At 67.7% G+C, this 19,624-nt stretch carries 18 protein-coding genes; 8 read left to right on the forward strand and 10 right to left on the reverse strand.

Annotated features, from left to right (window positions below):
* Positions 1-67 precede the first annotated feature (67 nt).
* The 6 genes from ABD255_RS16470 to ABD255_RS16495 all read left to right on the forward strand — a co-directional run bounded on the left by ABD255_RS16470 (position 68) and on the right by ABD255_RS16495 (position 6,504).
* Positions 68-1,393 carry an ABC transporter substrate-binding protein gene (locus ABD255_RS16470; protein WP_344214682.1) on the forward strand — a complete coding sequence of 442 codons (1,326 nt, stop codon included), beginning with the start codon at positions 68-70 and terminating at the stop codon, positions 1,391-1,393.
* Between the two features lie 7 nt (positions 1,394-1,400).
* Complete coding sequence (locus ABD255_RS16475) at positions 1,401-2,357, forward strand: carbohydrate ABC transporter permease (RefSeq protein ID WP_344214684.1); 957 nt, start codon at positions 1,401-1,403, stop codon at positions 2,355-2,357.
* Complete coding sequence (locus ABD255_RS16480) at positions 2,357-3,232, forward strand: carbohydrate ABC transporter permease (protein ID WP_344214686.1); 876 nt, start codon at positions 2,357-2,359, stop codon at positions 3,230-3,232. The genes ABD255_RS16475 and ABD255_RS16480 overlap by 1 nt, the downstream gene beginning before the upstream one ends.
* Positions 3,229-4,155, forward strand: coding sequence for a D-2-hydroxyacid dehydrogenase (locus ABD255_RS16485; protein ID WP_344214688.1), 927 nt, complete (start codon positions 3,229-3,231; stop codon positions 4,153-4,155). The genes ABD255_RS16480 and ABD255_RS16485 overlap by 4 nt, the downstream gene beginning before the upstream one ends.
* A gap of 62 nt (positions 4,156-4,217) precedes the next feature.
* Complete coding sequence (locus tag ABD255_RS16490; protein WP_344214690.1) at positions 4,218-4,883, forward strand: GntR family transcriptional regulator; 666 nt, start codon at positions 4,218-4,220, stop codon at positions 4,881-4,883.
* 250 nt (positions 4,884-5,133) lie between these two features.
* Positions 5,134-6,504 (forward strand): FAD-binding oxidoreductase, encoded by a 1,371-nt coding sequence (locus ABD255_RS16495; protein ID WP_344214692.1) that lies wholly within the window; start codon positions 5,134-5,136, stop codon positions 6,502-6,504.
* Positions 6,505-6,606: 102 nt separating this feature from the next.
* Here the strand turns inward: ABD255_RS16495 and ABD255_RS16500 are convergent, their stop codons facing one another.
* The 4 genes from ABD255_RS16500 to ABD255_RS16515 all read right to left on the reverse strand — a co-directional run bounded on the left by ABD255_RS16500 (position 6,607) and on the right by ABD255_RS16515 (position 9,049).
* Positions 6,607-7,158, reverse strand: a complete 552-nt coding sequence (locus tag ABD255_RS16500) for a hypothetical protein (RefSeq protein WP_344214694.1) — start codon at positions 7,156-7,158, stop codon at positions 6,607-6,609.
* A complete protein-coding gene (locus ABD255_RS16505) occupies positions 7,155-7,733 on the reverse strand; it encodes a hypothetical protein (protein WP_344214696.1) in 579 nt (192 codons plus the stop codon). The genes ABD255_RS16500 and ABD255_RS16505 overlap by 4 nt, the downstream gene beginning before the upstream one ends.
* A gap of 170 nt (positions 7,734-7,903) precedes the next feature.
* A complete protein-coding gene (locus ABD255_RS16510) occupies positions 7,904-8,443 on the reverse strand; it encodes a dihydrofolate reductase family protein (RefSeq protein ID WP_344214698.1) in 540 nt (179 codons plus the stop codon).
* 30 nt (positions 8,444-8,473) lie between these two features.
* Entirely contained in the window at positions 8,474-9,049 is a 576-nt protein-coding gene (locus ABD255_RS16515) for an NADPH-dependent FMN reductase (protein ID WP_344214700.1), read from the reverse strand.
* Positions 9,050-9,194: 145 nt separating this feature from the next.
* Here ABD255_RS16515 and ABD255_RS16520 point away from each other — a divergent pair, with 145 nt between their 5' ends.
* Positions 9,195-12,263, forward strand: a complete 3,069-nt coding sequence (locus ABD255_RS16520; protein WP_344214702.1) for an AfsR/SARP family transcriptional regulator — start codon at positions 9,195-9,197, stop codon at positions 12,261-12,263.
* Here the strand turns inward: ABD255_RS16520 and ABD255_RS16525 are convergent.
* Both ABD255_RS16525 and ABD255_RS16530 read right to left on the reverse strand, forming a co-directional pair.
* Positions 12,240-13,163, reverse strand: coding sequence for a PLP-dependent cysteine synthase family protein (locus ABD255_RS16525; protein WP_344214704.1), 924 nt, complete (start codon positions 13,161-13,163; stop codon positions 12,240-12,242). The two genes, ABD255_RS16520 and ABD255_RS16525, sit on opposite strands and share 24 nt — an antisense overlap.
* A gap of 4 nt (positions 13,164-13,167) precedes the next feature.
* A complete protein-coding gene (locus ABD255_RS16530; RefSeq protein WP_344214706.1) occupies positions 13,168-13,599 on the reverse strand; it encodes a MarR family winged helix-turn-helix transcriptional regulator in 432 nt (143 codons plus the stop codon).
* An 85-nt stretch (positions 13,600-13,684) separates the two neighbouring features.
* On the opposite strand from ABD255_RS16530, the gene ABD255_RS16535 reads away from it, so the two are divergent.
* Complete coding sequence (locus ABD255_RS16535; protein WP_344214708.1) at positions 13,685-15,283, forward strand: LLM class flavin-dependent oxidoreductase; 1,599 nt, start codon at positions 13,685-13,687, stop codon at positions 15,281-15,283.
* Here the strand turns inward: ABD255_RS16535 and ABD255_RS16540 are convergent, their stop codons facing one another.
* From ABD255_RS16540 to ABD255_RS16555, 4 genes are all read right to left on the reverse strand, one after another.
* Positions 15,284-15,910 (reverse strand): DUF6308 family protein, encoded by a 627-nt coding sequence (locus tag ABD255_RS16540; RefSeq protein ID WP_344214710.1) that lies wholly within the window; start codon positions 15,908-15,910, stop codon positions 15,284-15,286. It lies immediately after the preceding gene.
* A gap of 336 nt (positions 15,911-16,246) precedes the next feature.
* Positions 16,247-16,348: a DUF4291 family protein gene (locus ABD255_RS16545; protein WP_344214712.1), complete on the reverse strand. Its 102-nt coding sequence runs from the start codon at positions 16,346-16,348 to the stop codon at positions 16,247-16,249.
* A 70-nt stretch (positions 16,349-16,418) separates the two neighbouring features.
* Positions 16,419-17,051 (reverse strand): LysE/ArgO family amino acid transporter, encoded by a 633-nt coding sequence (locus ABD255_RS16550; RefSeq protein ID WP_344214714.1) that lies wholly within the window; start codon positions 17,049-17,051, stop codon positions 16,419-16,421.
* Positions 17,052-17,194: 143 nt separating this feature from the next.
* On the reverse strand, positions 17,195-19,624 hold a 2,430-nt coding region (locus ABD255_RS16555), incomplete at its 5' end, for a UvrD-helicase domain-containing protein (RefSeq protein WP_344214716.1).

A 19,624-nucleotide genomic window follows, 5' to 3' on the forward strand; every position in this document is an offset into this window, starting at 1 on the left:
ATCGGGAAGCCGCTGCCCTGGGGGTCGACAGGCGAAGCCCGAAGCACCTGAGGAACGGGAGATCGTGATGACCGGACTTGATCGGCGTGGGTTCCTGAAGCTCGCGATGGCATCGACGGCCGCCGGGCTGTCCGCCGCGGCGGTAGCAGGCTGCGGCGGGAGCAGCGGCGGCTCCGGCGGCGGTGGCGGCGGTGACAAGACCACGCTGCGGTACGCCTGGTGGGGCAACACCATCCGTCAGCAGAACTACAGCAAGGCGCTGCAGCAGTTCAGCGCGGCGAACACCGACATCGGGATCGAGCCCGAGTTCGCGGAGTACAGCGCGTTCCAGGAGCGGATGACGACGCAGATCGCGGCCCGCGACGTGCCGGACATCTTCTGGATCGCCTCACCGCAGGTGATGACGTATCACAAGAGCAAGCTCTACCGGAAGCTCGACGACATCCCTTCGCTGCAGTGGTCGGACTACAGCAAGGAGGACCTCGAGACCTTCAAGCTGGGCGGCGAGCAGAACACCATGCCGTTCGCGATCTTCACCCCGGTGATCCGCTACAACGAGACCGTCGCCACCGCCGACGGGGTGACGATCCCGGCCGAGACCGATCCGGGCTGGAGCTGGGACGGGCTGGCGGAACTCCTCGTTGCCTACAGCAAGAACAACCCGGGCAAGCGGAAGGGTACGCCGTACGCGCCGGACCACGACCTCACCTTCGAGGCCTGGCTGCGGCAGCGTGGCGAGCAGTTGTGGACCGAGGACGGCCAGGTCGGCTTCACCGCCGACGGACTGGGCAGCTGGCTCGACTGGTGGGAGAAGCTGCGCAAGGCCGGGGCCGCGCTGTCGCTCAGCGAGCAGGAGGGGATGGGACCCGACTGGGCGCAGGTGGGCAAGAAGGTGCTGGTCAACTTCGGCAACTCCAACCACATCATCGACGACGCGAAGATGTTCCCCAAGGAGCGCTTCCGGCTGCGGGCGATGCCGGTGGACGCCGGCGCCGAGGCCGGGCACAAGTACCTGTACTTCCCCCGGATGGCCATCTACCAGCGGATCGACGACGACAAGGTCGAGGCCGCGGGCAAGGTGCTGAACTACAACGTCAACAACGTCGAGATGCTGAAGACGGTCCGGCTGACGATGGGCGCGCCGACCAACCCGAAGGTGGCCGAGCAGGCCGCGGAGTTCGCCAGCCCGGACGAGAAGGAGATGCTCACGCTGGTCCAGAAGGAGCGGACCGCCGAGCGCCGGCCGCGGTACGAGGCGCCGCCCGGCTCGAGCACCTGGCGTACCGCGACCACCCGCGTCTGCGAGGAGATCGCCTTCGGCCGGACCTCCGTGCCCGACGGTGCGAAGAAGCTGGTCGAGGAGATCGCCGCCGGAATCAAGCGGGCGCAGTGATCAGACCATGCTGACCCGAGAGGAACTGCCGGTCCGGCAGGCCGAACCGGAGGAGCCGGCGCCGAAGGGGCGCCGGCCCGCCTTTCACCTGAACCGGCAGGGCCGGGCGGCACACGTCTTCCTGATCCCGTGGCAGCTCGGCTTCCTGTTGATCACCGCGGTGCCGCTGTTCGCGTCGCTGTATCTAGCCTTCACCGACTACGACATCCTGAACGCACCGGAGTGGACCGGGCTGGAGAACTTCCGGCGGATGGTCCACGACGAGCAGTTCTGGGCGTCGGTGAAGGTGACCCTGGTCTACGTCGTGGTTTCCGTGCCGCTGCAACTCGGGTTCGCCCTGCTGCTGGCGCTGATCCTGGACCGGGGGCTGAGCGGGCTGGCCTTCTACCGCAGCGCGTTCTACCTGCCGTCGCTGCTCGGGACGAGTGTGGCGATCGCGATCCTGTGGCGGGAGATCTTCGGTGACGACGGGCTGATCAACAAGGGCCTGGCGTTCATCGGGATCAACGGCGAGAGCTGGCTGCAGAACCCGAAGACCGCCCTGGCGACGCTGATCGTGCTCAACGTCTGGACCTTCGGCTCGCCGATGGTGATCTTCCTGGCCGGCCTGCGGCAGATCCCCGACGAGTTGTACGAGGCGGCCAAGGTCGACGGCGCGGGAGTGTGGCGGCAGTTCACCCACGTCACCGTGCCGCTGCTGACGCCGATCATCTTCTTCAACCTGATCCTGCAGACGATCGGCGCCTTCCAGACCTTCACCCAGGCGCACATCATCAGCGGCGGCACCGGTGGTCCCGCGAACTCGACGCTGTTCTACACGCTGTACGTCTACCAGCAGGGGTTCGTTGCCTTCGACATGGGCTACGCCTCCGCGCTCGCCTGGGTCCTGATGGCCGCGATCGCCGCGATCACCGCGCTGCACTTCCTGGTCTCGAAGTACTGGGTCTTCTACGGAGACAACTGATGGCCACACTCACCGCCGACGCGACCACCGGCCCGCCGCCGACGCGAGAACGCCGGATCCGGTCCGCGCTCAAGCACACCGGCCTGCTGGTGTTCGTCGCCTTCATGATCTATCCGCTGGTCTGGATGGTGGTCAGCGCGTTCAAGCCGGCCGACCAGATCCTGACCGAGCCGGGGCTGATCCCTCAGGACCTGACGCTGGACAACTTCAAGGACGGGTGGAACGCGCTGAACCGGCCGTTCTCGGTGTTCTTCGTGAACTCGCTGGTGGTCACCCTCGGCTCGATCGTGGGGAACCTGTTCTCCTGCTCGCTGACGGCGTACGCGCTGGCCCGGTTGCGGTTCCGGATGCGCAAGGTGTACTTCGCGATCACGCTGGCCTCGGTGATGCTGCCGTTCCACGTGCTGGTGATCCCGCAGTACATCTTCTTCTCGCAACTCGACCTGGTGAACACCTACTGGCCGCTGCTGATCCCGAAGTTCCTCGCCACCGACGCGTTCTTCGTGTTCCTGATGGTGCAGTTCATCCGGACCCTGCCGCGCGAACTCGACCGGGCCGCCTGGATCGACGGTGCCGGGCCGTTCCTGACCTTCTGGTACGTCGTGCTGCCGCTGATGCGGCCGGCCCTGGTGACGACCACGATCTTCACCTTCATCTGGACCTGGAACGACTTCTTCGTCCCGTTGATCTACCTGACCAGGACGCAGGTGTTCACCGTGCCGGTGGCGCTCAACTCGATGGTCGACTCCGAGACCCAGAGCGGGGTGGGGATGTTGTTCGCGATGTCGTTGCTGTCGCTGGTGCCGATCCTGATCTTCTTCGCGATCGCGCAGAAGTACCTGATCCGGGGTATCGCGACCACGGGACTCAAATGATCATCGTTGTGGTCGGCAAGGAGTCTCCGGCGTACGCCGAGACCGCGCCGGAGGTGGACTTCCGCTTCGTCGCGGACCTGTCCGAGGCCGACGACGTGATCGAGACGATGGAGGCGGTGATCGGCCGGGTCCCCCCGGAGGTGCTTGCCCGGGCCAAACAGTTGCGCTGGGTCCACAGTCCCGCGGCCGGCGTCGACGCCGATCTGTCGCCGGAGATGCTCGGGTCCGACGTGGTGCTGACCTCGTCGGTGGGCAACGGGGCGATTCCCCTGGCCGAGCACGCGATGCTGCTGATGTTGATGCTGAACCGGGACGTGCCGCGCTGGCTGCGGGCCCAGCAGGAGCGCCGCTGGGATCGCTTCCGCCATGGCGAACTCGCCGGACGCACCCTGGGGATCTACGGCCTCGGCAACTCCGGCATCGACCTGGCCCAGAAGGCGAAGGCGTTCCACCTGCACGTGATCGGCGTACGGCGTCGGCCTGGGCAACCATCGCCGTACGTCGACGAGGTGTACGGCGAGGACGGGTTCGACCGGATGCTCGAGCGGTCGGACTTCGTGGTGGTCACCGCGCCGAGCACGCCCGCGACCACCGGCCGGTTCGACGCGGCGGCCTTCGCCCGGATGAAGCAGTCGGCGTACTTCGTCTGCATCTCGCGCGGCGGGATCGCGGAGGACGAGGCGTTGCTGGAAGCCTTGCGGAGCGGGCAGATCGCCGGTGCCGGGCTGGACGCGCACGGGGTCGAGCCGTTGCCGCCGGAGAGCGCTTTCTGGTCGCTCCCGAACGTCATCGTGACACCGCACAACGGCGCGACGAGTGACGGTACCGCGCGGCGTGGCGAACAGATCGTGCTCGACAACCTGCGACGCTTCACCGCAGGGGAGGAACTGCGCAACGTGGTCGACAAGGTGGCCGGTTATTGAGCGCCGTTGTGAGGACTGGTTGACCAGTACACTTGCCAGACCATCTGATCGAAGGGGGTCCCGTGGCTACCGATGCGAGCCTGGAACTCGGGCCGTCCTCGCTGACCGAGGCGCTCTACGAATCCGTTCGTAAGCGCATCGTCAACGGCGACATCCCGCAGGGCGAGAAGCTCACCGAGGTCCGCCTCGCGACCGAGTACAACGTTGCCCGGCCCACCGCCAAGGCCTGCCTCGAGCGGCTGACGGCGCTCGGTCTGCTGCGCCGCACGGCCCACAAGACCGCGGTCGTCCCGACGCTCGACGAGGACGAGATCCGCGACCTGTTCTTCAGCCGGGTGACGATCGAGCGGGCCGCGGTCTCCTCGCTCGCGGCCACCGGCGAAGTACCGGCGGCGGCCGCGAAGGCCCAGGTCGCGATCGAGTACGCCGCCCGCGACCGGCTCTTCGAGAACCAGGTCGAGGCCGACATCGCCTTCCACTCCGCGCTGGTCTCCGGCGTCGGCAGCCGGCGGCTGTCGCGGATGCACGAACTGATCATCGGCGAGGTGCACCTGACGATGGGCCAGTACCAGGCCCACCGGACGGCGAACCCGGCCAACGTCGCGCAGGAACACGCGGCGATCCTGCAGGCGATCGAGGCCGGCGATCCGGCGGCGGCCGCCGAGCACCTCGGGTACCACCTCGAGCAGGCGCAGGGACGGCTGCTCAGCTCACTGCGAAAAGCTTGACACTCGTCCAGACGAGGTAGGCGGTTCCGGCCGGGTTCAGTCAGGCATTGACTTGAGCGTGGCCGGAGGGGGAACGTCGGGAGAAACGAGGCTGCAGGGGAGGTCTGGCAGCCGTCCGGGGGACCAGAGGCTGGCTGGGGAAATCTTCTCGCGCTGTGTTCGATGGGTGGCTCGCCGGTCTGGCCGGTGCCGCGCCAGTGCGCGCGCCGGCTGCAAGGTGGGGAATGCCCGGCACGGCAGTGGAGGAGTCATGGGCGAGTACACGATCGAGGACTTGAGGGAGCGCACCAGAGGTCCGGTCTTCACCGATGCGGACGAGGGCTACGACCAGGCGCGCAAGGTCTACAACGCGATGATCGACAAGAACCCGCGAGTCGTCGTGCGCTGCGCGAACGCGGGGGACGTGATGGCGACGGTCGGCTTCGCGGCCGAGAACGGCCTGGACCTGGCGATCCGCGGCGGCTCGCACAGCGTGCCCGGCTTCGGCACCGTCGACGACGGCGTCGTCGCCGACTTGAGCCTGATGAACAACGTCAGAGTCGACCCCGTCACCCGTACTGCGCGCGCCGGCGGCGGCGCGACCTGGGGTGACTTCAACGCGGCGACGCACGCCTTCGGGCTGGCCACCACCGGCGGCATCATCTCGACCACCGGCGTCAGCGGACTCACCCTGGGCGGCGGCATCGGCTACCTGTCCCGCGGGCTCGGTCTGTCCTGTGACAACCTGATCTCGGCCGATGTTGTCACCGCGGACGGCCGGTTCCTGATCGCCAGCGAGAAGGAGCACGACGACCTGTTCTGGGCGCTCCGTGGTGGCGGCGGCAACTTCGGCGTGGTCACCGCGCTGGAGTTCCGGCTCGCACCGGTCGAGACCATCTTCGGCGGGCCGATGCTGTTCGAGATGTCCGACGGGGCAGCGGTTCTCGCCGGGTTCCGGGACCTGATCAAGGACGCGCCGGAGCAACTCGGCGGCTTCCCGGCGTTCCAGTTGGCGCCACCGCTGCCGTTCATCCCGGAGGACCGGCACGGAGACCCCTTCACGCTGATAGTCGCCTGCTGGGCCGGTGATCTCGACCAGGGCGAGCAAGAGATCGCCAAGTTCCGCGAGTTCGCTCCTGTCGTCGCGGAGCACGTCGGGGCGATGCCGTATCCCGCGCTGAACAGTGCCTTCGACGCACTCGTACCGCCCGGCTTGCAGCACTACTGGAAAGCCAACTTCGTTACAGAGCTCACGGATGACGCTATTCAGGCTCACCTGCAGCATGCGCCAGGCCTGCCGGCCGTGAACTCCACGGTGCACATCTACCCGATCAACGGCGCCTGCCACCGCGTACCGGCCGACGCGACCGCGTTCGCCTACCGCGACGCCACCTTCGCGACCGTGATCGCCGGCATGTGGCCGGACCCGGCTGCGAACGACGCCGGGGTCGACTGGGTGCGGGGCTACTACGACGCGGTTTCGCCGCACTCCGAGTCAGGCGGCTACATCAACTTCATGGCCGGCGACGACCAGGGCAGGATCGCCGACAACTACAAGGGCAACTACGACCGCCTGGTGGAGGTCAAGCGCAAGTACGACCCGGACAACCTGTTCCACCTCAACCAGAACATCGCGCCCTAGCCAAGAGGAGCTCGCCGCCGTACAGCCACCGGCAGTACTGCGTGCCGCCCGGCGCCGCAGCCGAGGTCGAGAGCCTGGCCGCGGCGCTCCGGCAGTACGGGGTCAGAGGGTGAGCAGGCGCTCGAAGAAGGCGCGGTAGCGCTGCAGGGCCGAGCGGAGGTCCTCGGTGGAGGGTTCGCCGTTCGCCCACTGGCTCTCGAGGCCCTGGTGCTGCTCGTCGAAGGTGGCCGACAGGCGTTGCAGGACGTCGCTCACCAGCTTGTCGGCGTCGGTCACCGCGGCGCGCGGGTCGTCGACGAAGCCTTGCTGGATGACGTTCCAGCGGGCTTTGAAGTCGACCGATGCGTCGGTCGGGACCAGCGGGTCGTCGGCTGAGCTGCTGACCTGGTCGGTCCGGTCTGCTTGATCGGTCCGGTCTGCTTGACCTACTTGGTCAGCCTGGTCGCCGGCGTCCGCAGTACGGTCGTCGGTCGGGGTGGGATCGTCCTGCCAGCCGCGGCCGGCGTCGAGGCCGCTGCCCTCGTCATCCTGCCGCCCGTCGTCGCGGAGCGGCCTGTCGTCGTCCACCAGCCGGTTGTCGTCCAGCGGGCGGTTGTCGTCTACCAGCCGGTTGTCGTCGAGCGGGCGGTCGTGGTCGTGGTCACGCGTGGTCATGATTGCTCCCTCGGTCCGGTGTGGTGCCGGCCGTTGAGGCTGCGGCCGTCGTCGTCGAGCAGTACCTCGACCAGCCGCCGGTACGCCGTGACTGCCTGGCGCAGGTCCTCGGTATCGGCCTCGCCGCGGGTCTGGGCGACCGCCACGGCATGCGCCTGGCGGTAGTTCTGCGCGACGTCCGGGTGGTCGACAGAGATGTCGTCGGCCCGCTGGTCGAAGTCGTCGACCGGATAGCCGGACTCGCGCATCATCCGCAGTACAAGCTGGTCGGCCTGCTCCACGGCGTCGGCCGGAGCGTCGACGAACGACTGCTGCAGTGTCAGCCACTCGGTCCGGTACCGCTCGGCCGACTCGCCGGTCAGCGGGTGGACGTCCAGTTTGGCGCGCCGCTGCTCACGTTGCCGTAGATCGCGTTCGGCGGACCGGCGGTCGCCGGACTGCTCGATCGTGCGCTCGTACTCCGGGCCGAACCGCTCCTGCAGCTGGCCGGACTTCCGCCGCTGGTACGCGAACAACGCCGCGGCTGCGGCGATCACGACCAGGGCGATCACGATGACGGTGATGACGGTTCCCATCGGATCTCCAGTCCTCAGATGTCAGCCCTGCGATCTGAGTGGACCGCGAGGACCTGTTGCCGGCGGGCCGGTTCGGTTCCCAGCGCGCCTCACGTCCCCCGTAGGGTCCCGGTACCCACGACAAAACGTCCGGAGAACCCAGTGGGGCTCTCCGGACGCTGGTGTGGTGCTCAGGCCTTCGGGGCCAGCTTGTGCACCACGATGCCGGACTTGAAGGTGGTCGTGCCGAGCAATTCGAGGTGGGTGATGTCGACGTCGATGTCGCTGAAGAGACGCTCACCGCCGGCCAGTACCGGGAAGATCCAGAAGTGGTACTCGTCGACCAGCTTGTGGTCGAGCAGCGTCTTGGAGAAGGAGCCGGTGCCGTACTTCAGCAGGTCGCCGCCCTCCTCCTGCTTGAGCGCCTTGACCGCCTCCGCCGCGTCGCCCTCGAGCACCTTGGCGTTCCAGGTCGTGTCCTTGAGCGTCCTGGAGGCCACGTACTTCGGCATCGAGTTGATCTTGTCGGTGAACGGGTCGCCGCTGCGTTGCGACCAGGCCTCGGCGAAGCCTTCGTAGGTGACCCGGCCGAGCAGCAGTGCGTCGGTGTTCTCCATCAGGCTCGCGTTGTAGGTGGTGTGGTCGTCGTCCCAGTACGGGCCGCTCCAGTTCTGCGGGTTGGCGATGGCGCCGTTGAGCGTCATGAAGGTGGACTCGATCAGCTTCCTCATGGTCTTGCCTTTCGTGGCTGTAGTGCGTTGTCAGGGTTGGTAGGGGCGCGTGGTGCGAGCGTCCCGGAGTGCTTCGCCCCACCAGACGAGCTGGTCGAGCGCGTTCTTGACCGAGGCGTCGTAGCCGGCGCTCGGGCGGGGCCAGCTGCCGTCGGCGGCGAACTGTTCCCAGTAGCAGGGCAGCGTGACGGTGTTGTGGATCGTCACGGCGTGCAGTTCGGTGAAGACCTGCCGTAGCTGTGCGGCGGCGTACAGGCCTCCGGTCTCCCGGCCGTAGGTGACCAGTACGACGGGCTTGGCGTGCCACTCCTCGTAGTACCAGTCGAGTGCGGTCTTGAGCGGCGCCGGAAAGCTGCTGTTGTACTCCGGAGCCACCACCGCGAACGCATCCGCAGCAGCCAGCCGTGGAGCCAGTACTGCGACCTCGGCCGGTGTCGGCTCGTCCGTGTCGGCCAGCGTGTCGGGCAGGTTCGCAGTGGCGAGGTCGACCACGTCCAGGTCGAGGTCTGCTCGCTTGGCCGCCTGCCGCGTGAACCAGTCGGCCACTGTGGGGCCGAAGCGTCCGTTGCGGGTGCTGCCGATGATCACTGCGAGTCGTAGGGTCATCCCTGCTCACCTCCCTCGGTGCTGTGTTGTTCGGTGCTGTGTTGTTCGGTGCTGTTGAGGAAGACACTGCCGGAAGGGGTTTACGGTTTCTTTCCGGTCGCTCGGGCTCCGGCCGTAAGGACGGCCGGAAAGATAGGGTGCGCCCATGCGTTTCGGGGTCCTCGGACCGGTGACGGCCTGGACAGACGGCGGCGAGCCGGTCACTGTCCCAGGCCTCAAGGTGCGCGCCCTGCTGGCCGATCTGCTCGTGCACGAGGGGCGCCCGGTCCCGGCGGACCGCCTGATCGACGACCTCTGGGGCGAGGATCTGCCCGGCAACCCTGGTGGGACGCTGTCCGCCAAGGTCTCACAACTGCGGCGCGCTTTCGACGACGCCGAGCCGGGCAGCCGTGCTCTGGTGGTCTCCGGCCCAGCCGGGTACTCGCTGAAGCTCGACAGCGGCTCGTACGACGCCCTGAGGTTCGCCACCTACCTGGAGCAGGGACGGCTGGAGGAGGCCCTCGCACTGTGGCGTGGTCCTGCCTATGCGGACTTCGCCGATGAGGCGTTCGCGGAGACGGCGGTGGCCCGCCTGAGCGAGCAGCGGCTCACTGCGCAGGAGGACTACTTCGAGGCAAGGGTGGCCCGTGGCGACCAGGTCGTCGGTGAGCTTGCGGATCTCCTGGCCAAGCATCCGTTGCGCGAGCGGTTACGCGCGGTCCACATGAAGGCGCTGTATCGCGCCGGGCGGCAGAGCGAGGCTCTCGAGAGCTATGAGCAGTTGAGGACCCTGCTGGCAGACGAACTCGGCCTGGACCCGACTCCGGAGCTTGCTGAGCTCCAGCAGGCGATCCTGAGCCAGGAGCTCCCTCAGCAGCAGCGGCGGAACAACCTGCCGGCTCAACTCACAGCACTGGTCGGGCGTGTGGGGGCAATCGCTGAGATCGAGGAGCGTCTGCGGGATGACCGCCTGCTGACGCTGACGGGACCTGGGGGAGTGGGCAAGACCCGTCTGGCGCTTGCTGTGGCAGGGGATCTGGTGGATCGGTTCCCCGATGGCGTGATCCTCGTGGAGTTGGCTGCGGTGGCTCCTGATGCTTTCGACGTTGCCGGGGCGCTGGCGGACGCAGTACAGGCTGCTTTGGATCTGAGGGATGCGGCAGGCTCTGGTGGGTTGGCGGCGGCGTTGGAGTCGTTGGAGCTGCTGCTGGTGCTGGACAACTGCGAGCACGTGGTGGAGGAAGCCGCAGCGCTCACTGACCAGCTACTGGCGGCTGCGCCCGGTCTGAGGGTTTTGGCGACGAGTCGGGAGCCTCTGGGGCTGACTGGCGAAGCTGTGTGGAGTGTGCCGACGCTGGAGGTGCCTGCTCCCGCTGCTGCGCTTGCTGAGCTTCGTGAGGCGGCTGCTGTCCAGCTGTTTGTCAGCCGTGCGGCCGCTGCTGATCGCGGCTTCGTCCTGGACCGTGAGACTGCTGAAGCGGTCTCTGTACTTTGTCGGCGGCTGGACGGCATCCCGCTCGCTCTTGAGCTCGCAGCTACTCGGGTGCGTGCTCTTGGGGTGCACGGGTTGGTTGCTCGGCTCGACGACCGGTTCCGGCTGCTCGCAACCGGGCACAGAGGTGCTGCACCGCGGCAGCAGACGTTGATGGCGATGATCGACTGGAGTTGGGACCTGCTGTCTCCGACAGAGCAGGCCGTACTCCGACGCCTCGCAGTACAGACAGACGGCTGTACTGCGGACGCGGCCGAGCAGGTGTGCTCCGAAGAAGGCGTTGACGTGCTCGACGTACTGATGCGGCTGGTGGATCGCTCGCTCGTGGTGTCCGTGCACGGCGCGGACGGCCCGCGGTACCGGCTCCTCGAGTCAGTGGCGGCCTACTGCGTCGACAAGCTGCGTGAAGCCGGCGAGCTCGAGCAGATCCGGCAACGGCATCACCTGTACTACGTGGCGTTCGCTGAGGCTGCTCGGCCTTATCTGTATGGGCCTGAGCAGAGCAGGTGGCTCCAGCGGCTCGATGCCGAAGCAGGTAACCTCCGGGCTGCGCTGGACGACACTGTCGCCGGCGGGGATTTGTCGTTGGCTGAGCGACTTGTGGACGCGCTGGCTTGGTACTGGTTCCTTCGGGGCCGGTTCGCCGAGGCGCGACGCTCGCTGGAGGCTGTGGCGAGTCCACGGGCGACAGTCTGGCTTGCTGGGTTCATGTATCTGCAGGGCGACAATGAGGCCCCGGCTGTCCGTGATCGGGTCCTGGCTGCCGCCGACGCCAGGGGTGAGTGGTGGCTCGCCTTCACCGGTACTGACGTGGGTGATCTGCCGACCTGCTCCAAGTTGCTGGATAGCGCGCTGAAGTCCTTCGAGGAGGCGGGAGACCGCTGGGGGATTGCTGCGGTCTTGGTAGCCCGGGCGAAGCTTGCGCACGTCCGAGCCGATGTGGCGGGCCTTGAGAGGGACGGTAACGAGAGTGCGCGGCTGTTCCGGGAGCTAGGCGATCGTTGGGGGTTGCTGCAGGCTATTGGCTGGCTTGGGGGACTGGCGGAGCTGGCGGGGGACTTCGACGAGGCTGCGCGACTCCATACCGAGGGCCTGCACATGGCCGAGGAGCTCGGCCTGTGGGTCGAGGTCGCCGGCGAGCTGGGCTGGCTGGGGTGGACCGCGCTCCGGCAGGGGGAGTACGGCCAGGCTCGGGAGCTCGGCGAGCAGTGCTTGCGGCTGGCAACCGAACAAGGGCATCACCCGACCCAGGCGCTGGCGGGGCTCGTGCTGGGCTTTGCGGACCGGCGTACGGGGGACTTGGCGTCGGCGCAGAAGAGGTTGCAGGCGATGGTCGATTCAGCTCGTCAGCAGGATGACGTGGTGCTGCATCTGTCGATCGCGCTGGAGGAGTTGGGATACGCGCTGGAGCTCCAGGGTGACCTGGAGGGGGCTCGTGAGCTGCATGTCGAGGCGTTTGAGGTCTCGCGGGAATACGAGTCGCAGCGGGGGATGTGCTGGGCGCTGGAAGGCTTAGCGGCCTCTGCCGGGGACAAGGTTGTGGCGGCGCGTCTGCTGGGCGCTGCGGCGACGGTGCGCGCCGCTGAGGGGTATGTGGTCACGGCGGCGGAAGGGACCGACATCGAGCGTGCTGCCGCGGCCGCGCGGGATGCTCTTGGCGACTCGGCGTTCGCTACGCAGTACGAGCTTGGGCGTGGGCTGACACTGGACCAGGCGTTCTCAGAGGTAGAGGTCCCCGGCTAGGTACTTGAGGCCGGTGTCGGCGGCCACGGTGACCACTGTTTGCTCTGGAGTGAGTTCGGTGGCCAGTTGGATGGCTCCGAGCACGTTGAGGGCAGATGAGGTGCCGGCGAAGACTCCCTCTAGGCGGGAGAGGGATTTCACCAACTCCCGGGCCTCTGGTTCCTCCAGTGCGCGGGCTTCGTCGTAGCTGCCTGGGGTGAGCAGCGGTGGGATGGTGCCGGTCGCAGTACCTTCTGCGCGGTGTGGGCCGCCGAAGCCGGCCGTGAGCATGGGAGAGCTTGCGGGCTCCAGCGCGACGATGCGGTCTACCTTGCCGCGTATGGCTTGGGCTACTCCCACCAGCATGCCGCCGGTTCCTACGGCGGCGCAGAAGACGTCGAGCGTAGTACCGGCGGTTTGGGCGAGGATCTCGCGGCCGAGCACCGCATAGCCGTCCAAGGCGTCGGTGTTGTTGAACTGGTCCGTCCAGAAGGCGTTCTCGGCCTCCATGATGCGGTCGACCTCGTGGCGCATCCGGACGAACAGGTCCGGCGTGATGCGGCCCTGGTCGCTCGGCACTACGACCAGGTCGGCGCCGAACGCCTGCATCGTGCGGAGCTTCTCGGGCGAGAACGCGTCCGACGACACCAGCGACAGGGGATAGCCCTTCACCGCGCAGATGAAGGCCAGCGAGGAGCCCGTACTGCCGCCAGTGAACTCCACCACGCGCTGCCCCGGCCGCAGTACTCCGCGGCGCTCGGCGCCTTCGATCATGGCGAGGGCCATCCGATCCTTGTAGCTGCCGGTCGGGTTGCCGCCCTCGAGCTTGACCAGGACCTGGGCAGCGCCGTCCGGCACGATGCGCCGCAGTCTGACCAGGGGCGTGTCGCCGATCGCCTCAAGCACCGAGTCGAGGATCATCGGCTCAGTCCGCGAACACGGCGGGTACGCCGGCGACGACTCGGCCCAGCGTCCTGGTGAATCGCTCGCGCTCGGTGGCGGGCAGGTCCTGCAGGAGGTCGCTCAGACGCCTGGTTAACTCGTCGTGGAACCTGTTCAAAGCGCTGGTTCCTTCAGCGGTGAGCGTCACCTTGACGGCCCGGCGATCGTGCGGATTGTTCTCCCGGACCACCAGGCCGCGCTGCTGGGCGCGATCGACCAGCCCGGTCAGGCTGGACCGCTCCAGGCCGAGCATGCCGGACAGTTCCGCCATCCCGACCGAGCGGTCGCTGAGCGAGCACAACATCTGCGCCTGAGCCTGGGTGAGATCGCAGCCGCGGCCGACCTCGACGTACAGGTTCTGCACCAGGAAGGTCAGCCTGACCAGGGCGCTGGCGGCTCCGAGCGTCTCCTTCACGGGGCTCCCCTTGTGATTGTTCGTGGCACGAAGTAATTTGTTCGTCGGGTCAATATTACGTGGCACGAACTAATTGGGGTAGAGCATGGATTACGGGCATGAGCTGGTCTTCGGCACGTTCCTGACGCCGGCGGTCGAGGACGCCGAGCGGGTGATCGCGCTGGCGCGGCTGACCGAGCAGGTCGGGCTAGACCTCGTCACCGTGCAGGACCACCCGTACCAGCCGCGGCTGCTCGACGCCTGGACGCTGCTGTCGGTGATCGCGGCGCATACGGAGACGGTGAAGGTCTCCACCAACGTCGCGAACCTCCCGCTGCGGCACCCGGTCGTCCTGGCCCGCAGCGTGGCGACACTCGACCGGATCACCGGCGGGCGGGTTGAGCTCGGTCTGGGCGCAGGAGGCTTCCTGGAGGCCGTCGCTGCCAACGCTGGGCCGCAGCTGACGACAGGGGAGAGCATCACTGCGCTGGAGGAGGCCATCGCGATCATCCGCGAGGTCTGGACTCCGACTGGCGGCGGGATCCGCCTGGCGGGTAAGCACTACACGGTTGCGGGGGCTAAGCGCGGCCCTGAGCCCGCGCACGACGTGGAGATCTGGCTGGGCGCCTACAAGCCGCGCATGCTCGCGCTGACCGGCCGGCTCGCCGATGGCTGGCTGCCATCCAGCGGCTATGCGCCGCCGTCGGAGCTCCCCGCGATGAACAAAATCATCGACGAGGCGGCCACCGCGGCCGGGCGCGCCCCGTCCGCCATCCGCCGCCTCTACAACCTCTCCGGCCGCTTCGACGGCAACGGCGGCTTCCTTCAGGGCCCAGAGGACCTCTGGATCGAGCAACTAACCGAACTGACCCTGACCGAGGGCATGAGCACCTACATCCTCGCCTCAGACGACCCCGACAGCATCCGCCGCTTCGCCGAGGTAGCCGAAGCAGTCCGAGAGTCAGTAGCCGCCGCCCGCGCCACCACGTCGTTCGCCATCACCAACGGCGCCACGCCCTCGCCAGCCGCCACCCCCGCCCACTCGGACAGCACCGCCTCCATCCCTGCCGCCACCACGACCTCCACCGGCGCCTCAGCCACCCGCGGCAACTTCAGCGTGGTGCCGACCCCGCCACCCGCGACGAAGCGCAGCGCAGTACAGCCATGGGACGAAGCAGCCCGCCCAACCGGCCCAGCCCTCGACCCCGACCGCGTCTACGCACCACACCAACTGGCCTCAGGCCAGCACCTCATCGAAGTCCACGACCACCTACGCGCCGAACTCGACCAAATCCGAGACCTCATCGAACAGGTAGCAGCCGGCTCGATAGACGTAGGCCAAGCCCGCTCCCACATCAACACCATGACCATGCGCCAGAACAACTGGACCCTAGGCGTCTACTGCGAGTCCTACTGCCGCCTGGTAACGACACACCACTCAATAGAAGACGCCTCACTCTTCCCGCGCCTACGCCGAGCAGACCCCGCCCTGACACCAGTAGTGAACCGCCTCCAGGAAGAGCACCTGATCATCCACGACGTCCTAGAAGGCGTGGACAAGGCGCTCGTAGCCCTAGTAGACGGCTCAGGCGACATCACCGGCCTACGCACAGCCGTAGACCTCCTGGACGACACCCTCCTCTCGCACCTCTCCTACGAGGAACGAGAACTAGTCGAGCCCTTGGCCCGCCTAGGCGTGATGTAACTACTTGGCCTCGCCCAGCAGCGACGCGAGGATGTCGAGAAGCCGAAGCGTCGGCGCCTCCGCCAGTACGCGCGCAGCCGACGTCGCAGGCTCAGCGATCAGCCGAACCTGCAGCAGCTTGAAGTCACGAACGTTCCCCGGGTTGACCATGTCGCTGTGCACGGCGGCCAGGAAGTCCGCGCCCGCCGACGCGTTGCTGTAGGTCATCCGGATGAAGCTGTCGCTGACGGGGAAGAGATATGGCCGCTTGAGGTGCAGCAGCTTCGCCTTCTTGGCGTGCCCGAACCCGCGGTGCCCGGAGAACTTCTCGTCCAGCACGTTCGCCGCCTCGAACAGCGCGCTCCCCGGCGCCGCGTCCTCGAGCCGCGCGTCCACCGGGATCGCGGCGAACTCCTTCTCGGCCTCCACCTCGAGCAGCCAGGGAATGTCCGCCGCCCGCAGGTCGGAACCGGCCACCATCGTGCGCGCCAGGTCCTCCAGCGTCACCTTGTCCGGCTCGGAGCCACCGACGTTCGTCATCCCGGGAAGACCGTCGTAGTACTTCAGCACCGCGCCGTTCGTCTCGGCGTACAGCCGCAGCTGCGCGATTGCCTCGTCCACGACGATCTTCCGACTACCGATGTTCATGGCCACACCCTCACACTCTTCGTGGCAGACCCGCCAGCCGGACTGGGCCATCCGACTCCGAATCCGAGCTACATCCGGATGCGGTGAATCGTAGGGGACGCCCACCCGTACCCCGGCACAGGGTGACATCCCCACTTATCCACACCCTGTAACCAGTCGCCTCCAGCTCACTTCATTCTCCATAGACTCTCCGTCACAAGCCATCACCGAACGGAGGCGACATGACCCTTGCCAGACGGTTGCTCGCCTTCCTGCTTCGTTTGGCGAGTTCGTCGGGGAGGGGGTAGGGGTGCTCGGTGGGGAGGAGGGTGGTGGCTTCGGTGGGGGAGGTGCGGGTTAGGCGGGCTCGGCGATTTCGGGTGGGTAGGCCTGGTACACGGCGATGGTGGTCTCGTCGTACATCGCCCGGACCTGTCGGTAGGGCGTGGATGAAGTCATTGAGGGCTCCATGTTGGGGGATCGTAGTGCGGCCCTGGATCGGTTGTGCCGACCTAGGGCCGCTTGGGGTTCAGAGGGTGGTCAGGAGGAGGTGTAGGGCTAGGGCGGTGATCAGGAGGCTGGAGAGTAGGGCGGTTAGTAGGCGGGCCGTCGGGGTGGTGAGGAGGCGGCCTAGGAGGGCGCCGCTGGTGGCTAGGGCTAGTTGCCAGGAGGCCGAGGCGGTGAAGGCGGCTAGGACGAAGATGGATTGTTCTAGGTGGGTGGGGGTGGTGGCGTCTTGGCTGCCTAGGACAAGGGCGGTGAAGTAGATGATCGTGGTGGGGTTGAGAAGGGTCATGCCCAGCAGGGCGAAGTAGGCGCGGGTGGGGCTGGGTGGGGTGGTGGCTGACGTGGGAGAGGTCTGGAGGCGGCGATGTTGGGTGATGGCTGTGGTTGCGCCGCGTGTTGCCAAGGCCAGTAGGACTAAGACCGAGATCCACTTCAGTGGGGTGGTGATTGGTTCGATGAGTGGGGTCAGGGCTGAGCCGCCTGCGGTGGCGATGAGGGCGTAGAGGCCGTCTGCTGTCGCCACGCCTAGGGCTGCGAAGGCGCCTAGTTTCAGGGAAGTGCGGGCGGTGAGGGCCACAAGGTAGGTCGCGATGGCTCCGACGGGCATGGCGATGCCATAGCCGGCGAGGAGCCCCGCGACGAGGGCCGCGGTCACGACCGCGAGTTGGTAGGCCTCCGCAGTCGGCCGGTCTGCTGCTGGACCCGCACCGAAACAGTGGCGGAGGGCAATAGCAGAGGGGCACGAGTCGTGGTCATGCCTCGATCGTGCAGGTCGTCAGGTGACGCGAGCAAGTGGATTTACAGCTGGTGGGCGTGGGCTGTGGTGGGGGCCAGGAACAGGAGGATCGGGCGGCCGGTGTTGGGGAGGATGTCCGAGTAGGCCTGCAACTGTGGGGCGTAGTGGGCCACTCGGGTGTCCAGGGCAGCCGCGGGAATCGCGTCGGTCTTGTAGTCGACGATGATGAGGCTGCCGTCGTCCTCGCGGTAGATGAGGTCCACGAAGCCTTCGAGGACGGTGCCGTCTGGTTGGAGGGTGCCGACGTACGACTCGCGCCAGTGTTCGCGGGCGGCTGCTCGTTGGACAACCTCCGAGGCGAGAGCTGAGCGGACCAGCGCGGTCACGACGTCGGCGTACTCGACGATGCCTTCGGCGATGCACTGCGAAGAGACTGCGGCATCCAGGCCTGCACCGGTGGCTAGGTCGACGACCTGGAGCACGCCATGGACGGCTCGGCCGATGGCTGTGCCGTAGCGGCCCTTCGACCAGGGTGGCAACTCGACATCGCGAGGGGCTTTGGCGGCGCCCGGGTCTGCATCGTGGAGGGCGACATCCGGGCCGGTGCCCTCCAGGCCGGAGGCGCTTTGGGCGGATCGTTTGCGGCTGGCTTGGCGGGCGGAGGACACGCGGTCGTTCCACTCGGCGCGGTTCAGCGGTGGGGCGACCTCGGCTGAGGAGGAGCCGTTGGAGGTTGCGACGACGGCTGGGCCGGTGAAGAGGTTGGCCGAGGCCGCCTCGACGCCACCCGCGGAGGCGATGAGTTCGGCGTTGCTGGAGTGCTTGCGGTTGCCGGAGCGGTGCAAGGACACGACGAGGTGATCACGCGCGCGGGTGGCAGCGACGTACAGGAGTCGGCGGCGTTCGAAGTCGTCCATCTGCTCGTCGACGGGCTGCACGAGATCGAAGTCCTCGGTCTGGACGGACGACCGCAGCTTCACCGCATAACCGCCTTCGGCCGGCCACAACACCTGTACTCCGCGCTGGCGGTTCGGTGCGGCGGTCATGCCGGACAGGATGACGATCGGGAACTCCAGGCCCTTGGCGGCGTGGATCGTCATCACCCGTACCGCGTCCGCGTCCGTCTCGGGCAGGACGGCTTCGGCGACGCGCGAGGCTTCTTCGCCTTGATGCGCGGCCCAGGCGAGGTACGAACGCAGGCCGCCGTGCTCCACCTCGGACCAGGCGCGGGCCTGGTCGACGACGAATCGCACCCGGCGCCAGGCGTCACGGGCGCGGGGGCCCGTGGCGGCGACTTCGAGCATGCGGCGGTCGGCGACGATCCTGGCGAGTACTTCGCTCGGGGTCAGCCAGCGGGCGGCGTAGTACGTGCGGCGCAGCCACTCCATCGCCTCGCCGACCGGGTGAGTCAGGAGGGAGTCGGGGACTGGCGCGGTCAGGTTGAACGAGCCGCCGGAGCGCTTCCAGGTGAAGAGGTCGTCGTCGCCGCAGCCGAACAGGGGTGAGCGGAGGGAAGTTACTAGGGCGAGCTGGTCGCTGGGGTCGCCGAGGGCGCGGGCGCAGGCGAGCAGGTCGCGGACTTCGGCGGTTTGGTAGACGAGGGAGCTGGCTTCGGCGCGGTACGGGATGTCGGCGCGGTCTAGGGCTTCCTCGAGGAACGGGAGCGAGGTACGGGCTGGGACTAGTACGGCGATGTCGCCGGCGCCGGCGGGGCGCCAGGTGGTGGTCTTCTCGTCGTAGATCTGCCAGTTGTCGCGTAGGGCTTGGTCGATGATGGCGGCGACGTCGGCTGCTTCGCGCTCGCGGAGGACGGAGGCTTGGGCGCGGGGGAGGTCGACGTGCGGCTCGGAGCCGAGGATTGTCACGGCGGGTCCGCCGGGGGTACCTGGGGTGGCGGCTGTGGGAGACGACTGCGCGGCGCCTCCGGCGGCGGGCGAGTCGGCTGGTGCGAAGAGGTCGGTAGTTGTGGGGATGCCTGCGGGTGTGGGGGTGCCTGCGGGTGTGGGGGTGCCTGCGGGTGTGGGGGTGCCTGCGGCTGTGGAGATGTCGGCGTCGCCGGGTGGCTGGCGGTCGTCGGCGTCTGTGGGTGTGGGGACGGCGGTCAGGTGGCGGCGGAGCGGGATGACGCTGGCGAGGTGAGGTACGTCGGCAGCGGTGGTCAGGTCGGCGTCGGGTGCGTCGGCGCTGGGCGGGCCGGCGGTGGGCTCGCCGTCGGACAGGTCGGAGTCGGTGGGCTCGACGTCGGATCGGTCGGAGTCGGTGGGGTCTTCCAAGTCGCCGAGCAGGGAAAGTTGATCGCCGGTGACGTCCGTGATCGGCGTTGTGGTGAGGACGGCGGGGCTGTGGGCAGGAGCGTCGGCGGTGGGGTTTGCAGTGCCGGAACTGAGGGGCGTGTCGGCGGGGGAGATTGCAGCGCCGGGGCTCTGTGGGATGTCGGCGGTGGAGGTGATGGGGGCCGGGGAAAGGTCGTCTGGGGTGATCGCCGGCCGGGT

The organism is Kribbella sancticallisti (genome assembly GCF_039530625.1).
GTDB classification, from domain to species: domain Bacteria; phylum Actinomycetota; class Actinomycetes; order Propionibacteriales; family Kribbellaceae; genus Kribbella; species Kribbella sancticallisti.